General features: G+C 47.7%; 14 protein-coding genes. 3 read left to right on the top strand and 11 right to left on the bottom strand.

Translation table 11 applies throughout. The features are described from left to right. The first annotated feature begins 869 nt into the window (after window positions 1-869). Window positions 870-1,088 (top strand): hypothetical protein, encoded by a 219-nt coding sequence (locus MHH89_RS30155; RefSeq protein ID WP_341088745.1) that lies wholly within the window; start codon window positions 870-872, stop codon window positions 1,086-1,088. A gap of 150 nt (window positions 1,089-1,238) precedes the next feature. Here the strand turns inward: MHH89_RS30155 and MHH89_RS30150 are convergent, their stop codons facing one another. From MHH89_RS30150 to MHH89_RS30135, 4 genes are all read right to left on the bottom strand, one after another. Further along, the gene (locus MHH89_RS30150) at window positions 1,239-2,402 is read right to left on the bottom strand and encodes an iron-containing alcohol dehydrogenase (RefSeq protein ID WP_341088743.1); all 1,164 of its coding nucleotides are present in this window, start codon (window positions 2,400-2,402) and stop codon (window positions 1,239-1,241) included. 163 nt (window positions 2,403-2,565) lie between these two features. Then, the gene (locus tag MHH89_RS30145) at window positions 2,566-4,146 is read right to left on the bottom strand and encodes a UDP-glucose--hexose-1-phosphate uridylyltransferase (RefSeq protein WP_341088742.1); all 1,581 of its coding nucleotides are present in this window, start codon (window positions 4,144-4,146) and stop codon (window positions 2,566-2,568) included. Between the two features lie 54 nt (window positions 4,147-4,200). Then, window positions 4,201-5,187, bottom strand: a complete 987-nt coding sequence (galE, locus tag MHH89_RS30140; protein ID WP_341088740.1) for a UDP-glucose 4-epimerase GalE — start codon at window positions 5,185-5,187, stop codon at window positions 4,201-4,203. A gap of 4 nt (window positions 5,188-5,191) precedes the next feature. After that, entirely contained in the window at window positions 5,192-6,367 is a 1,176-nt protein-coding gene (locus MHH89_RS30135) for a galactokinase (protein WP_076303832.1), read from the bottom strand. Window positions 6,368-6,585: 218 nt separating this feature from the next. Here MHH89_RS30135 and MHH89_RS30130 point away from each other — a divergent pair, with 218 nt between their 5' ends. After that, window positions 6,586-7,452, top strand: coding sequence for an AraC family transcriptional regulator (locus MHH89_RS30130; protein WP_076126358.1), 867 nt, complete (start codon window positions 6,586-6,588; stop codon window positions 7,450-7,452). 86 nt (window positions 7,453-7,538) lie between these two features. On the opposite strand, the gene mgrA is transcribed toward MHH89_RS30130, so the two are convergent. The 4 genes from mgrA to MHH89_RS30110 all read right to left on the bottom strand — a co-directional run bounded on the left by mgrA (window position 7,539) and on the right by MHH89_RS30110 (window position 10,962). Continuing rightward, a complete protein-coding gene (mgrA, locus tag MHH89_RS30125; RefSeq protein WP_341088738.1) occupies window positions 7,539-8,537 on the bottom strand; it encodes an L-glyceraldehyde 3-phosphate reductase in 999 nt (332 codons plus the stop codon). Window positions 8,538-8,644: 107 nt separating this feature from the next. Continuing rightward, window positions 8,645-9,385 carry an NAD-dependent protein deacylase gene (locus tag MHH89_RS30120; RefSeq protein ID WP_076134068.1) on the bottom strand — a complete coding sequence of 247 codons (741 nt, stop codon included), beginning with the start codon at window positions 9,383-9,385 and terminating at the stop codon, window positions 8,645-8,647. A gap of 34 nt (window positions 9,386-9,419) precedes the next feature. After that, window positions 9,420-10,184 carry an HAD family hydrolase gene (locus tag MHH89_RS30115; protein ID WP_341088737.1) on the bottom strand — a complete coding sequence of 255 codons (765 nt, stop codon included), beginning with the start codon at window positions 10,182-10,184 and terminating at the stop codon, window positions 9,420-9,422. Between the two features lie 34 nt (window positions 10,185-10,218). Then, the gene (locus MHH89_RS30110; RefSeq protein ID WP_076126350.1) at window positions 10,219-10,962 is read right to left on the bottom strand and encodes an alpha/beta hydrolase; all 744 of its coding nucleotides are present in this window, start codon (window positions 10,960-10,962) and stop codon (window positions 10,219-10,221) included. A gap of 193 nt (window positions 10,963-11,155) precedes the next feature. Here MHH89_RS30110 and MHH89_RS30105 point away from each other — a divergent pair, with 193 nt between their 5' ends. Further along, window positions 11,156-12,196, top strand: coding sequence for an acyltransferase family protein (locus MHH89_RS30105; protein WP_076303830.1), 1,041 nt, complete (start codon window positions 11,156-11,158; stop codon window positions 12,194-12,196). An 89-nt stretch (window positions 12,197-12,285) separates the two neighbouring features. On the opposite strand, the gene MHH89_RS30100 is transcribed toward MHH89_RS30105, so the two are convergent. The 3 genes from MHH89_RS30100 to MHH89_RS30090 form a co-directional block, all read right to left on the bottom strand. Beyond that, window positions 12,286-13,233 carry an ArsR/SmtB family transcription factor gene (locus MHH89_RS30100; RefSeq protein WP_076126345.1) on the bottom strand — a complete coding sequence of 316 codons (948 nt, stop codon included), beginning with the start codon at window positions 13,231-13,233 and terminating at the stop codon, window positions 12,286-12,288. 145 nt (window positions 13,234-13,378) lie between these two features. Continuing rightward, window positions 13,379-14,773: a family 43 glycosylhydrolase gene (locus MHH89_RS30095; RefSeq protein WP_339172505.1), complete on the bottom strand. Its 1,395-nt coding sequence runs from the start codon at window positions 14,771-14,773 to the stop codon at window positions 13,379-13,381. Window positions 14,774-14,815: 42 nt separating this feature from the next. Continuing rightward, the gene (locus tag MHH89_RS30090) at window positions 14,816-16,564 is read right to left on the bottom strand and encodes a glycoside hydrolase family 2 protein (protein WP_248547690.1); all 1,749 of its coding nucleotides are present in this window, start codon (window positions 16,562-16,564) and stop codon (window positions 14,816-14,818) included. Window positions 16,565-16,584: the final 20 nt, after the last annotated feature.

The following is a 16,584-nucleotide window of genomic DNA, read 5'->3' as shown; positions in this document are numbered from 1 at the left end:
CATTTCGAAGCAATAGAGTCTCTGGTGTCCGAAAACTTGCTCAAAAGGCTGAAAATTCGCATATAACGTCAGCTGGGTCCGTAGGGTACCCGTGTATTGGTAGAGGAATCAGTCGTGAGAGGATCTTACAAACCCTAGTTGGTTGGGTAACACTCTCGCGCATATGAAGAGGCTATGCTGCTTACGCACCTCGGCGCCTCAGCACCTCGGCCTATCGGACTCAGCAGACCCTATTCGCCGATTTATCCGACATTTGGTATGCTATCGGACCGCATAGTCCCTATTGGCATGAAAAACAACAAATATGAGGCTATTTCGAAGCAATAGTGTCTCTGGTGTCCGAAAACTTGCTCAAAAGGCTGAAAATTCGCATATAACGTCAGCTGGGTCCGTAGGGTAGGCGTGTATTGGTAGAGGAATCAGTCGTGTGGGGATCTTACAAACCCTAGTTGGTTGGGTAACACTCTCGCGCATATGAAGAGGCTATGCTGCTTTCGCACCTCGGCCCATCGGACTCAGCAGACCCTATTCGCCGATTTTTCCGACATTTGGTATGCTATCGGACCGCATAGCCCCTATTGGCATGAAAAACAGCAAATATAAGACCATTTCGAAGCAATAGTGTCTCTGGTGTCCGAAAACTTGCTCAAAAGGCTGAAAATTCACAGATAACGTCAGCTGGGTCCGTAAGACTCTGGAGGACGGTCGACGGATTAGATTACGGGTGCGAACAGTGATAGATGAGGTACGGACAGCAGCAGCGGAGGTACGGTCAGCGGCAGTGATGTTCGGTCAGCGGCAGTGATGTTCGGTCAGCGGCAGTGCAGGTGCGGTCAGCGGCACTGCAGGTGCGGTCAGCGGCAGTGCAGGTGCGGCCAGCGGCAGTGCAGGTCCAGCCAGCCGCAGCGAAGGTGCGGTCAGCGGCAGCGGAGGTTCGCCAGCGGCAGCGGAGTTTCGGCCAGCGGCAGCGGAGGTACGCCAGCGGCAGCGGAGGTACGGCCAGCGGCAGCGGAGGTATGGCCAGCGGCAGCGGAGGTTCGGCCAGCGGCAGCGGAGGTTCGGCCAGCGGCAGCGAAATCTTGGGATGAGAGCGACCGAAAAGTATAGCAAGAGGAGCAAGTCACACTAGAACATAAATACAAAGAAGCGATTCTTCCATAACGGAGGAATCGCTTCTTTGACATTCTATTGCGACTTCTAGAATAAAGACAAATGGTCTCTTTTCGTAGAAGAATTACTTACAAAGCCATTTTATAAATCTCAACTACATCTTCACGCTCAAGCTTGCGGAAATTACCAAACGCTCCGAAACGAACAGCCTTGTCAGCCATACTGCCGATCTCGCTGTCATCAATATCATAATCTCCGAGCGTCTTCGGCGCACCGATGGAATCCCAGAAATTACGCAGAGCCTCAATACCCTCCAGCCCGATTTCTTCATCAGTTTTGCCAGCAGGTTCAACTCCGAACACATTTACTGCAAGCTGACGGAAACGCGCAGGGTTTGTGCTGAGATTATATTTCATCCATTGCGGGAACAGAATCGCCAAACCTCCGCCATGCGGAATATCGTATACAGCCGACACTGCATGCTCGATATTATGAGTCGCCCAATCTCCGGCAAAACCCATGCTGACCATTCCGTTAAGCGCCATCGTACCGCAGTACATAATGGTCTCACGCAGCTCGTAGTTGTTCAGATCTTCGATAAGCTTCGGCGCGGTTTCAATTACAGTGCGCAGCAAAGTTTCACAGAACCCGTCTTGTACCGGTGTATTGCCGTCTGTATGGAAATAGTGCTCCAGTACATGTGACATGATGTCCACCATGCCATAAACGGTCTGATCACGTGGCAGAGAAAAAGTGTTCTCTGGATCAAGAATCGAGAATGCCGGGTAGGCATGCACGCTGCCCCAGCCCATTTTTTCCTTAGTAACCTCGTTTGTGATTACGGAGCCATTATTCATTTCGGAACCCGTAGCAGCCATTGTCAGCACTGTACCCAGTGGAAGCGCGTCTTGAGCCGCTGCTTTACGCTCTACAAAGTCCCACATATCACCATCATATTTCGCTCCAACAGCAACAGCTTTTGCGCAGTCCAATACGCTTCCGCCCCCTACTGCAAGAACCAGGTCAATATTATGCTCCCGGCACAGCTCTACGCCTTTATGTACTGTGGAAAGACGTGGATTGGGTTCTACTCCAGAGAGTTCAGTCACTGTAGCGTCTATTGAACTCAGCTCAGCAACTACTTTATCGTACAGACCACTGCGCTTGATACTGCCGCCACCGTACATCAAAAGCACATTTTTACCGTACTTAGGCACCTCCGTCTTCAAGGCTTCAAGGGTACCCTGTCCAAAAATCAGCTTGGTAGGATTATAAAATTCAAATTTACGCATATGTGTAAACCTCCAGTAGTTAATTCATAATGTCTTACTCCTTCGTATTATAAACCTCTGATTACCTGCATTCAAATTAGGTGGCTGCGTTTCGTCATTCTGAATAAAAAAAGATGCCCCAAGCCCATAGGCTAGAGGACATCCTTAAATCCAAATTCACTTACTACAAAGCACCGAAGCTTGTTACGAAACGGCGGAAAGCTGCTTGACCTTCTGGAGTCCGTTTGTAAACGCCAGCGTGTTCAAGAATATGCGTAAACTTGATGCCAACTTCGTTCTGCACAATCTTGAGCGCTTCCTCGTGTTGCAGTGCAGTTCCGAATCGCTCCACCAGCTCCTGAATCCAAGCCGCATGCTGCGCAAGAGAATGACTAGGGTCATTCTTCACCGCTTCTAACAGCGCTTGATCTCCTGCAAGAATACCTGCGATGGAATCGAGTTCTTCCTTCAAACGGCCCGGCAGAATCGCCAGTCCCATAACTTCAATCAAGCCGATGTTTTCTTTCTTGATATGATGCATTTCCCGGTGTGGATGAAAAATCCCTTCAGGATATTGCTCATTAGTCCGGTTATTCCGCAGCACAAGATCCATCTCGAAGCTGCCGTCCTCGGCCCGGCGTACGATAGGAGTAACGGTATTATGAGGTTGTACTTCACCGTCAACCTCACTAAAGGCTAGCACTTCCGCCTCTGGATCGCTGTAGGCTTTCCAAGCTTCATAAAGCGCATTTCCGCATTCCAATAGAACCGCAGGATCTTCTCCAATTAAGCGCAATACGGACATCGGCCATTTTACGATATTAATGCTGACACCCGGATAAGAAGCATGTGTAAATGTATCTTCCTTAGGCGCTTTTTGAATCGGGAATGTGTGGCGTCCGCCCTGAAAATGGTCATGCGTCAGAATAGAGCCGCCAACAATCGGTAAGTCTGCATTGGAGCCAATAAAATAATGCGGGAATGATTCCACGAAGCTAAGCAGCCGCTTCAAGGTATCCTTGGTAAGCTTCATTGGCACATGATCATGATGGAATACAATACAGTGCTCATTGTAGTAAACATATGGCGAGTATTGGAAGAACCATTTTTCATTATTCAGGTTAAGCGGAATGATACGCAGGTTCTGGCGCGGCGGATGATTGATCCGTCCGGCATAACCTACATTCTCACGGCACAGCAGACATTTCGGATAGACTGGCGGCGGGAGCAGCCGAGCCATTGCGATTTCCTTCGGATTTTTCTCAGGCTTGGACAAATTGATCGTCATTTCAATGTCTCCGTACGGCGAATCCTGCAGCCAGTAGACATTCTTCGAGATCCGATCCATCCGAATATAGTTCGAATCAATGCTCAATTTATAAAAACGGTCTGTAGCCGCGGAGATGCCTTTTTCAGCGGTCAGACTATAGAACTCAGCATTTACATCCGAAGGACGGGCCATGAGAAGTCCCATAATCTTGGCATCCAGCAAGTCACGGTAAGTGTCACTATTCTCTGGGATCAATCCGATTTCAAAACCATAATCAATCAGTGCATCGAGTGGAGCCTGCGGCCCTTCCAATGGACTTTGATCGATATCACCTACATGCGGCTCACTGAAACCAAACTGTTCGAGCAGCACATTACGGCTATAATCTTCATCGGATGGAGCTATAAGCTGCTGGCGCAGTGCGAACAGAACAAGCTGCTCAATCGCATGTAATGCTTTCTGGCCAGCAGGTGTAATCTTATTCTCGTTGTGCATTTTAATTCTCCTTAAGTAGGGTCTCAAGTTCAAGATAAGCTAACCTAAAGTCCCTTATTCTCCGTATCCTTGCGGATTGGCAGAGTGCCAGTTCCATGCACTTTGAATGATATCTTCCAAATCTGCATGCTGCGGGTTCCATCCAAGGACGCTACGCGCTTTGTCGGAGGAAGCTACCAGCACAGCCGGATCGCCGGCACGGCGTTCTTGAATGACTACAGGAATTTCAAGTCCAGTAACCTTCTTCGCTGTTTCAATCACCTGTTTTACCGAGAATCCAAGTCCATTGCCCAGGTTGAAAATATTGCTGCTGCTTCCGCTGCGCAGATAAGTTACCGCACGGACATGGGCGTCAGACAGATCGCTGACATGGATGTAGTCGCGCACACAAGTACCGTCTTCTGTAGGATAGTCGTCTCCGAAAACTGCGATACTGTCACGTTGCTTCAAGGCCGTTTGCAATACCAGCGGCACCAAATGACTTTCTGGACGATGGTCTTCACCGATTTTGCCACTGGCATGTGCGCCAGCTGCATTGAAGTAACGCAATGCTACGTATTTGATGCCCAGTACTTTGTCAAACCAAGCCATCATCCGTTCCATGGTCAGCTTAGTTTCTCCATACACATTGGCTGGTTCAGTGCGGTCTGTTTCTTCAATCGGCACCTTTTCCGGTTCGCCGTAGGTTGCGGCAGTGGACGAGAATACGATCTTGTTCACGCCCGCTTTTTGCATAGCTTCTAGAAGACATTGTGTACCATATACGTTGTTGTCGTAATATTTTACAGGGTCCTTCATGCTTTCTCCGACCAAAGAGCTTGCAGCAAAATGGATAACCGCTTCAATCTCATTTTCAGCGAACAGCTTACCCAGCAGTTCTTTATCACGCAGATCACCTTCGTACAGCTTGCCACCCAGCAGTGCCTCACGATGCCCTGTTAGCAGATTGTCGATGACCACCACTTCTTCGCCACGATCCAGCAGCTCCGCTACAGTATGAGACCCAATATACCCTGCTCCACCTGTTACTAAAATCGCCATCTGATTACACTCCCTTCAATTCTTGGACACCATTACCGATGCCGCAAACGTAGAACTCGCCAACCAAACCAGATCTTGTGGTATAGGCTTCACCAACTTCACGAATAAAACGTTCTATATCATCTTCATGTACCAAAGATACTGTACAACCTCCGAAACCCGCGCCAGTCATACGGGAACCGAGTGTACCTGGGATGCGCCCAGCTTCTTCAACCATAATATCAAGCTCTGCACAGCTAACTTCATACAAATCGCGCAAGGACGCATGCGAATCATTCATAAACTGTCCAAACTGCTTCAGATCATTGTTTTTTAATACCTCAACGGAATCTAGCACGCGTTGGTTCTCTTCCACAACATGGCGAGCGCGGCGTCTTACAATTTCGTCTGTGATTTTATCTTGATGTGCTTCGAACTGTTCACGATTAAGCTGTGCCAGATAAGCTAGTGAAGGCACTTCTTTTTGCAAAATAGCCAATGCCTCATCACACTGCTGACGGCGTTCATTGTACTTGGAATCTACAAGCCCTCTGCGTTTGTTCGTGTTGCCGATAACCAATTTGTATGAACCTGTGATGAACGGTACCAAATTGTACTCAAGTGTGTCGCACATCAGCAGGATCGCATGATCGCGTTTGCCGTTAGCAACTGCGAACTGATCCATTATTCCGGAGTTTACACCTACATACTGATTCTCAGCACGCTGGGACAAAAGTGCAATCTCTACAGTGTCTGTATCGCCACCTTCGAGAGTCAGGAACGCATAAGCAGTAACGACTTCAAGAGAGGCCGAGGAGGACAAGCCTGCTCCATTCGGAATATCGCCATGGAACAGCAGATCGTACCCTTTGGATACTGGGGTGCTTTTCTTATCCAGCTCAACCATTACCCCAATCGGATAGTCAATCCATTCACCCGTTTTGGCCTTGCCAATTTCGCTATAATCAATAGAAGCTTCGTAAGGAAAATTAGTTGATGCAAAATTCACTTTGCTGTCACTACGTGGACGCACAATCAGCGTTGTACCGAATTCCAAAGCTGCGGGAAGTACATACCCGCCGTTATAATCCAAGTGCTCTCCGATGAGATTGACACGACCTGGTGCATAAAACACCTTAGCCTCTTCCTCGCTCACCCCATATTTTTCAATAAATTTGTTATTAAGTTCCTGTATGCTCATTAATGCCACTCCATCCTTTCGCTGCTTCAGCCAGTGGGAATTAGTAAAGCGTTCTTTATGTACTCATTATAATAGATTCATTCATCCTCTGATAATGCAATCATGTGTGTAATGTATGGATAAATGTGACTTCCCATAATATAATAATTACATATATTACTGTTACTCTCTAAACTATAAGCCATTAAATGACATTAACACAAGAAAGGCTGTCCCAAATGGAGCATACTTATTCCGTAGGATCCAATCCAGTGTATTACGATAAACAGAACCTTCATGTACTGTTTGCCGGCCAGAGTCAGACCCTGCCCATGCATCAAGCTGGACCCAAGATCTATGATTATTATCTGCTGCATTTCATAGAATCTGGATCGGGCGTTTTCCGTACAGAACATCATAAATATGAGTTGGGTAAAGGGGACTGCTTCTTGATCCATCCGGGACAATTAGTCAGTTACGTCTCGGATAAAGACCAGCCCTGGTGCTATCGCTGGGCAGCTTTTACTGGCAGCGAAGCTGACGATCTGGTGCTGCAGACAGGGTTCACACCACAACAGCCTGTGGTGACTACAACAGGTGAAAGCCTCATTCCAGGTGCCCTGTCCAGCATCATGCAAGCCTTCAACGCCAACAAAGAGAGTGCCCATCTGACTTCGCTTGGCTATCTCTATCTCATTGTCGGCGAAGCAGCTGATTTGCTCTCTTCCTTCTCTCGTCTTCCCGGCGCAGAATCACAGGTTAAGCGTACTGTGAAGCAAATGATCCACTACATGGCATCTCAATATGCGCACCCGGTCTCTATTGAACAAATGTGTGATACGCTGGGTTATAATCGAGCCTACCTGTCCCGTGTATTTAAGCAAGAGACCGGATTATCTCCGGTGACCTACTTGCTGAAGCTGCGGATTGAAAAGTCCAGACAACTGCTGCGTGAACGACCGGAGCTGTCCGTGGAACAGGTAGCAGCATCTGTGGGGCTCACCGATGCTTTATACTTCTCTCGCCAATTCAAACGGTTTTGTGCCCAGTCACCGACGGCTTACCGGATGACTACAACGAGACAAGCAGAGAAACCTGAACGTTAGTCTGCCCTTTAATCCATAAATGCACTATACAACAACAGCCCGCCTTCCTTAACGTAAGGAACCGGGCTGTTACTGTGTTCAATATGCTATAGTTCTGTCTTTAGAATCGTTTCAATCCGCTCTAACTCCTCCGGACTGAAATCAGGATTAGCTAAAGCAGCTATATTCTCTTCAATCTGATCCACTCTGCTTGCTCCAATTAGGGCAGAAGTAACCTTACCACCCCGGAGTGTCCAAGCCAGTGCAAACTGAGCCAGACTCTGTCCTCGCGAAACCGCAAGCTGATTAAGTGCGCGAATCCTCCGCTGCACCTCCGGTGTAATTCGGCTCTCATTCAAGGCGGCAGACGGCTTGGCAGCTCTTGACCCTTCTGGAATACCATTCAAATATTTGTTGGTTAACAAGCCTTCAGCCAGGGGTGTAAAAGCGATGCTTCCTACACCACTATGTTCCAGTACATCCTGTAAGCCGCCCTCAATCCAACGATCGAGCATAGAATAACTAGGCTGATGGATTAAGAGCGGTGTGCCCAGGCTTTTTAGAATACTGAGGGCTTCAGCCGTCTGCTCCGCATTATAGTTGGATAGTCCTATATATAAAGCTTTGCCAGAACGTACCGCATAATCCAGCGCCTGCATGGTTTCTTCAAGCGGTGTTTCCGGGTCTGGACGATGAGAGTAATAAATATCAACATAATCTAGGCCTAGCCGCTTCAGGCTCTGATCCAGACTAGCCAGCATATATTTACGTGAACCCCATTCGCCATAAGGGCCGGACCACATGTTATACCCTGCTTTTGTAGAGATCACTATTTCATCACGATAAGGAAACATATCATTGGCAAGAACTTTACCGAACAGCTCTTCTGCTGAACCAGCAGGTGGACCATAGTTGTTGGCCAGATCAAAATGGGTAATTCCAAGATCAAAAGCACGAGTGATCATTTCTCTGCCGTTCTCGTAATTATCGATCCCACCAAAATTCTGCCATAATCCTAATGAGATTGCTGGGAGCTTGAGACCTGAGTTCCCGCAACGATTATAACGCATGTTGTCATACCGTTTATCGTCTGCTACATATACCATTGCTTATCCCTGCCTCTCATTACACGCTGTTGTGAGCCTACCTTATCTTTAAACTTCTGAGCGTAATAATAATCTGGCAAGAGAAACCAAAGGACAGCTTTTTTCTTCTAGCTTAATAGATCCTTGACACTGCCCATTACTTTTCCAATTCGATCTGTAATCAGCAGATCCGCCTGATCATCATAAGGTGTGGGATCTCCGTTCAGCAGCACCGTACGTTTGCCCCGGAAATAAGTCACCAGACTGGCCGCAGGCTGAACCGTTAGCGAGGTTCCACCAATAATAAGCATATCTGCAGAGGCAATCGCTGCGACAGAGCCCATAAGCACGGAGTGATCCAATTCTTCTTCATATAAAACCACATCCGGCTTGATAATTCCGCCACATTCCGGGCAGCGAGGAACGATCTCAGTCATTTCCAGCAGTTGATCCAGCCCGTAATACCGTGAGCAGTCCATACAATAGTTGCGATGGATCGAACCATGCAGCTCAAGGACACTACGGCTGCCCGCCTGCTGGTGCAGGCCGTCAATATTTTGCGTAATCACCGCTTTCAGCTTCCCCTGCTGTTCCAACTCCGCTAGTAGCTGATGCGCACCATTCGGACGGGCCTCTGGATGAATCATTTTACTGCGGTAAAAATCAAAAAAAATGTCCGGTGAGGACATAAAAAAAGTGCGGCTCAGCATCACTTCAGGTGGATAAGGTGAATTGTGCTGAGTTTGATATAATCCAGCTGCGGAGCGGAAATCAGGAATTCCACTCTCTGTAGACGTACCCGCCCCTCCGAAAAAAACGATATTGTCACTTTCTTTGATCCAAGAAGCAAGTGTCTGCAATTGATCCATGCTAAGTAGCACATCCTTTCCTTTTATTAGCTGATCAGTAAGTGATCCGAAGCTCATTAAAACCGGAAATGATTACATCTGCATCTATAAGGTGCTCCCCATCACCACTGGCGGAAATCCCAATTGCGAGGCGAAGCCCTGCACCTTTACCTAATTGCATATCGGCATTACTGTCCCCAATAATAATCGTCTCTTCAGGCGAAAGCCCTAACTCCCGGCAGGCCAATTCAGCCATTTCAGGAGCTGGTTTTCCGTTTTTTACTCTGTCCCTAGTAACTACCGAATCAAAATAGCCTGCCACATTAAGCCATTCCAAATGCTCTCCGGTGGTCTTTGCCCCGTCGGAGGTAACCACGCCAAGCTTAAGGGATGCCGCAGAGCATTGCTCCAAAAAAGAATGAAGTCCCGCTAAAGGCTGTGCCATACGGCGTCGGCGTAATTCATACATCGCGTTTTTAGTTATGCTTTTCACACGGGTCAGCGCTTCATTCCAAGGAACTCCTGCTGCATATAGCTGCCATGCGAGTACACCGTAACTTTCTTCTTCTGTAGCCATGGTAAGCGGCCCCGCCGGGTCGTACCCTATTAACTTCCCTTGCGGATCATGTTGCGTACCCAGCACCTTGCTGCGCTCTACAATAAATCCCGCTCCCATGATCGCAAGTTGATCTTCCAGTCCACGCAGCACAAGCTCCGCCCAATTCCCCCAGGTGGCTAATAGATCGAGTATTGTCCCGTCTTTATCAAACAATATTCCGGAGCAGGGAACGCATTCATCGTTAACGTGTAATATGGGCATGAATTGTTTCCTCCCTCTGTTGAATGACCCGTAACTACCTCAGATTTCCCAGCCAATCCAACAGGGCACTTACTGTGCGACTCTGCTGTTCTTCCTCGGATATTGTGGCTTCGCCGTCCCCCTTCTGAGGCCCGTAGCTGCCAAATTGCGCATGATTCCCACCTATAATTGAACTATAAACTGTATTATCTGGCAGATAGGAGCGCCCTTTGTTGTAGCTGTCTCTGTCAATCACTTGATCCTCAGTACCCACAACCGACAACACTGACAAAGTAGTCTCTCGCAGACTGCCCTTTTCATCTGGATAAGAGGCTAAGAAAAATACACCTTCCAGCTGGTCCGTATGCTCAATTGCGTAACGTGAGGCCATGACACCCCCAAGTGAATGTCCACCCAGCACAAAAGATTGCTTCGGATGCACACGAATAATCTCTTCTGCAGCATCCCCCTTCGTTACGGCTAAATTAAACGGCATTTTGGCGATGTAGAAGGGATGCCCTGCAGCAGCGACGCTCTTCGCAAGAGGGGAGTAAGCTTCCGGTTTAACCAAAGCCCCAGGATAAAATATAATCGAGGCGCCTTTAGTAATGGAAGGTTCGAACGAAATCCAATTATCATTCTGTTCGACGGTAACTCCACCACTTGAAATCAGTGCGGTTTCGGCTTCTTGAGCCGGTGCATATGGCGTTAAATACTTCCATATCAGCAACCCGGCTACAACTAAAATAATCAATACAAAAATAGCGACGCGACGCTTAGTTATTCTTCTCTTCAACATGTTCCACTCCCAGATGTTAATGCATATAAAAATTATAGTGGAATCCCTCTATTCTAACAACCTTCAACACATCGCCACATTTCGCACACATGATAACGCTTTCTATTGTGACTTAATTCACAATTAAATCAAAGAAAATCTAGTACTTTAAAATTAAATTAATTTGCATACAGCATAATTTGGAGGCTAAATCATGGTAGGGGAAAACTCGCTGGAAACGCGCGGAGAAACCTTTTTTCTCAACCTGCGTTTTATGCTTATTATCACTGTTTTTGCCGGTAATGCAATTGAACCTCTGATTAACAAAATGAGCGGAATACACGGATTATATATGTGGATTTTCAGCTTTCACATGCCGCTGTTCGTACTGGTGACCGGCTATTTCGCCAGAAAAAGCCTTGCCGGAACTACCGGCCGCAAAATGCTGCTGCAAATTGGATTGCAATACCTCATTTTTCAAAGCTTATATTCCGCACTCGACGTTTCCCTCTTTCATGTAAGCAACATCCAGCATTCCATTTTCGCACCCTATCTGCTCCTATGGTTTCTGGCCAGTCATGCCTGCTGGCGCCTCCTGATGCTCGGTATGAGCAGATGGTCCATAACCGCTAAGCTCCTCTTCGCTGTAACAGCGGGGGTGGCTGTCGGATATCTCCAGCTGGACGGTGTATGGTTTAGCATCAGCCGTACCTTTGTATATTTGCCTTTTTTCATTATCGGCTATCATTTCTCCTTCGAAACCTTCGTCAAGCTCTATCAGAAATATATCAAAATCTTTGCAGCAGCCGCCTCCATTCTACTCCTTGCCGTCATGGCCGCATGGGGGGCAGGATTTCCCTTTGGCTGGTTATATGGCAGCATGACCTATATGCAGCTTGATGCCAATGTATGGTATGCAGGCGTATACCGTCTGGGACTGTACGGACTACAAATTGTCGCTTCACTCACTTTCCTCGGCCTCGTACCTTACGGAGCGAGCCGCATGACCGACTGGGGGCGCCGCACGTTGTATGTTTTCCTGCTTCATGGTTTTATCGTTCGTCTGGCTGCCGTTTCCGGGATTTACACCTATATTGGCAATGCTGCTGGGGCAGTAGTCCTGCTGCTCACCGCCGTATTATTCACCGTATTGCTGGCTCAGCCGTCCGTTAAACGGCTCTTTCACCCGCTGGTTGAGCCGTCCGTTGACTGGATGATCACCCTTCAGCGTGCCGCCCTACGGCGCACACTCTAGCTTTACATCCAGAACAAACAAAGCAAGGCGGTTCCTTGGATACGAAGATTCGTTTCCGAGGAACCGCCTTGCTTTGTTCATCTCCTAAGCTAAAGTTCTACTTCATCCTGATCCATGGTATATTTTACCTTCATCATAATATGTTGTTCATAATCGCCAAACTGGCGCCCGAACAGGTTAAGTCCGCCTTGATGAACTGCATCAGGGTTGATTCCAATGCGCAGCCGCAATTTGGGGCTCCGGTTAATCAGAAGATCATTTAAGGAAACATTCGACACCTTCTCCATATCAAGTGTCGTCTTTTCATGGTCAACACGCCAGGTCTTGAGAAACCCGTATTGTGTAGATCCATCCCACCACCAGTTCGGATTCAGCTTGCCCCGCCGGTCACCGAAATCACCGGGACTGGTCCACATGCCGATCTCCGATCCATTCACCCATACAGAGATGTTCGAAGGCCAGTTCTGGTCATAATTCGGAGCTTCCGAACAGATCTCCATGGATAATTCCAGCGATTCAATTTGTGCTCCGGAGGGGATATCCATAGGCAGCAAATATTCCAGAAATCCTTTGCGGAGCCAGATCAGCTGAGCGTTGACATGTTTAGGGTGATAAAAGCTCGACGGTTCATCTTCTTTGATAATAAGACCCTCGCTATTAGCCATTCCGCAAGTAGGAGATACCTCACAGTCGCTATAATGGCCGATCGGCATCTCTACTTCATAGACATGAGTTAATCCCTTTGACATCGGTTCTTTCAAATTCAAGGCAATATGAAGATCATCATAATTCCGGCTGCAAACTTTCATTGCCCCGCGTGAAGCCGGAAGCAATTCTGTATGAATTAACTCTGCTGCTTCTAATACTTTAATATTGCTTGCTACCGTCGACACTGGAAGCTTCAGCCTCTCAGCGATTTCAATAATATTTAAGTTTTTGGAGTTTAAGAGCCGAAGAATATCAACCCTAGAACGAGTTGATAAAGCATGCGTTACTGTGACTAATTTTTCCGGGTCGTTTAAGCTAAGTTCCAGCACAAATCAGCTCTCCTTGTATCCTAATAATTATCCTAATCTTACTTCTTAATGAGATGAAAAACAATTACACCTACAAGCCCTTTCACCTAGAAATGACCTCCGGAAAACCGGAAGCCATTTCATATGTCTCTTAGGTTTGTTCGATTCACAATGGCTTAATATCAATGAAATCAATTTCTCCGTAACCTTCGCCTTTGGTAAAACGAAGCTTGTTCATGCCTGCCTTCAGTTGAACCCGGGCTGTGGACAGCCCCCAATTCTCCCACCCTTTATTGGTGATATAGAATGGGCTGGCAGGTCCTGCATTGACACTAAGCTGAAAATTCGACCAATTCCCGCCAGACGTTCCATTCGCCGTTCGAGCCAAAAGAATATACTCGCCTGCGGCTGCCGCATCAACCGAAAATTCCACGTAACTGTCCGGCGTATCAATATGACCCGCCTTAAGTCCAGCCGAGCCCTTGGGACTCGAAGAGGCATAGGCATCGCCGCCAAATGTCCCTTTTTCCGCTTCGTAGCGGGTATGCATGGTTTCACCTGAAGGCAAAGTTATCGGAAGATTAGGGTCAACGGGAATACCCAGATTAGGTGTATGATCAGCATTCCAGCTGAATTTCTGCATCCGCACCTCGCGGTTCCAGCCAGCGTTATTGTATTTGGCGACATGGTACATGATCCAATCCTCTTGGCCGTCAGGAGACTTTGTAAACGAATGGTGTCCAGGTCCATAAAGTCCATTGCCTGAGGAAAAGATAGGCTGATTGCGTTTATTCCATGATGCCGGATTCAACAGATCACTGGAGATGTCTGCGGTGATCAGTCCCAGACAATAATCATTAGTCCAGCTTCCGCTTGCCGAGTAGACCAAACTAATGACTTCTCCATTTATAATCACCTGTGGTCCTTCATTCACATTTGGGGAATGATTCGTTTCCCAGCTATACGCTGGTCTTGAAATCTCTACGCGTTCGGAATCAATGGTCCAGGGATTACTCATATGCGCGATATAGAGATTCTGCCGCACATTAACATTCCCCTCCCAGCCGGACCAGATAAAATACAGCTCGCCGTTCACTTGCAGCACAGTACCGTCTATAGCCCACTTATTGCTTGAATCTGTGATCTGGCCTTTGTACTGCCAAGTTCCCTGCATCGGGTCTGCCGCTGTGTTCTCCATTACATGCATGCGGTGGTTTACGTTATCTCCGTCGTCCATCGCATAGTAGATATACCAAGCTCCGTTTATATAATGTAGCTCAGGCGCCCAGATGCCGCTACCGCCCGTGTTGACAACTTTAGTAGGCGCTGCATCAATAGTGGTCAACTGGGCTGACTTCCAGAGGGTAACATTGCCACCTGTTGTTTTGGTGAAATAATAGAAGCCATCTGTATGTTTATACACCCATGGGTCCGCCCCGTCCTGCATAACCACGTTGTAAAAGTCATTATGATCAGAGACAGCTAGGGTCACCTTCCCCATTGGAAGAATAAGAAGAACACTTAAGGCGACCAGACATTTTTGCCGGAAATTCACTTTCATAATCTATCACATTCCTTTCGAATGAATAGTTACGTAGCGCCTCTAATCTTCAATTGCAGCCTTACGCGCATTGATGCCGCGGATTCGCTCGGGGTCGAACTTCGGCTGTCTGTCATAAGTGTACAGTCCATTGACTTCCTGCTCCACATCGTACAGCTGGGTATAGCAGAATCCAAACATCAGCGGATGATCCAATAGAACATTCGTCAACCCCTCGTAGCGTTCGATAAACATTTGCTCTGAGGTCGGTCTGTCCCCATACCCCCATGATTTTTCATCTTTCTGCTGCGGGTTCCACCAAATTCCGCCATACTCGCTGATGAAGTAAGGTTGACCTTCATACGTTTGGCGATCCGGGAAGGTATTGAATACTTCTCCGCCACTTTTCATCGGTTCATATCTGTCCCGGAACGTCTGCGGATTCTGGTCATAGTCATGAAGATCGAAGATATCTGTAGCCACATGGAAGTTGCCGCTTGTATCAATTACTGGACGTGTTGGATCCATACGTTTTGTTACGTCGTAAACAATCTGGAGCACGGGGTTATGCTGTTTCGCACCGTCCCGGTCCCAGGTCTCATTAAAAGGGCACCAGCCGATCAGCGCGGGATGATTGAAATCACGCTGCATACCTTCGAGCCATTCCGGCAGGAAGTGAGTCAGGCTATCCGCTCCAGTAATATTCAGCCCCCAATTGGCATGCTCTCCCCAGACAAGATAACCTAATTGGTCAGCCCAATAAAGATAACGCGGTTCAAAGATCTTCTCGTGAAGCCTCGCGCCATTGAAGCCAAGCCCTATTGAGATTTCGATGTCTCTGCGCAGATCTTCATCAGTAGGAGCGGTATAGATTCCCTCCGGATAAAAACCTTGATCCAGAACTAACCGCTGAAATACGGATTTCCCATTGATCCGGAATGCCATCCCATCCAGTCGTACCGTGCGGAGTCCAAAATAAGAATGGACCACGTCACTCTCCCGTCCCTGACTATGCAAGGACAACTTCAGGTCATACAATCTGGCGTTTCCAACTTCCCACAAGTGAATCTCTGATAGCGGAATTGTAAGTTTTATAGAGGGTCCGGAAACGATCACACTGCTGTCCCCAACGGGTTTGCCGCCATAAAGAGCAGTGGCCCTAAGCGTGTCCCCCGCTGCGTTCCCTTGTACCTTCATTTCTAGGTGCACACAGCCATTGTCGGGATCAGCGACAACTTTCAGATTAGACAGATAGGTTTCAGGGACTTGCTCAAGCCATACCGTCTGCCAGATTCCTGTAGTGCGTGTATAATCACAGCCGTGCGAATGGAACTGTTCACTCTGCTTGCCCCGTGGCTGTCGTCCCGATCGAACGTCGTCTTCAGCATAGACAGTAATCACATTACTGCCCGCTAAAAGATTAGAAGTAATATCAAAGCTAAACGGAGTATATCCTCCGCGATGCGTACCTACGGATACGCCGTTCACCCAGACCTCCGCCATATAATCAACGGCGCCAAAATGAAGGATAACTCTGCCATTTGTCCAGCTCTCCGGTACGGTAAATTCCCTTTTATACCATACTGCAGCCATAAAATCTTTATATTCTACACCGGACAGCTTGCTTTCCGGACAGAAGGGCACAGTAATTGTCCCTGAGAGATTATGATCGTTAACAGGGTATCCGCGCTCCTTCCCACTTTTGCCATGATCAATTTCGAATTGCCACTGGCCGTTCAGATTGATCCACTCTGGTCGAACAAAGTCAGGGCGGGGATATTCAGGACGCGGAAGCGTTGCTTGTTGTGTCATGGTGTAACTCCCTTTAGTAA

This window comes from Paenibacillus sp. FSL H7-0323 (assembly GCF_038002725.1).
In the GTDB taxonomy this organism is placed as follows: domain Bacteria; phylum Bacillota; class Bacilli; order Paenibacillales; family Paenibacillaceae; genus Paenibacillus_AQ; species Paenibacillus_AQ odorifer.
This window is presented reverse-complemented; position numbering and strand designations above follow the sequence as displayed.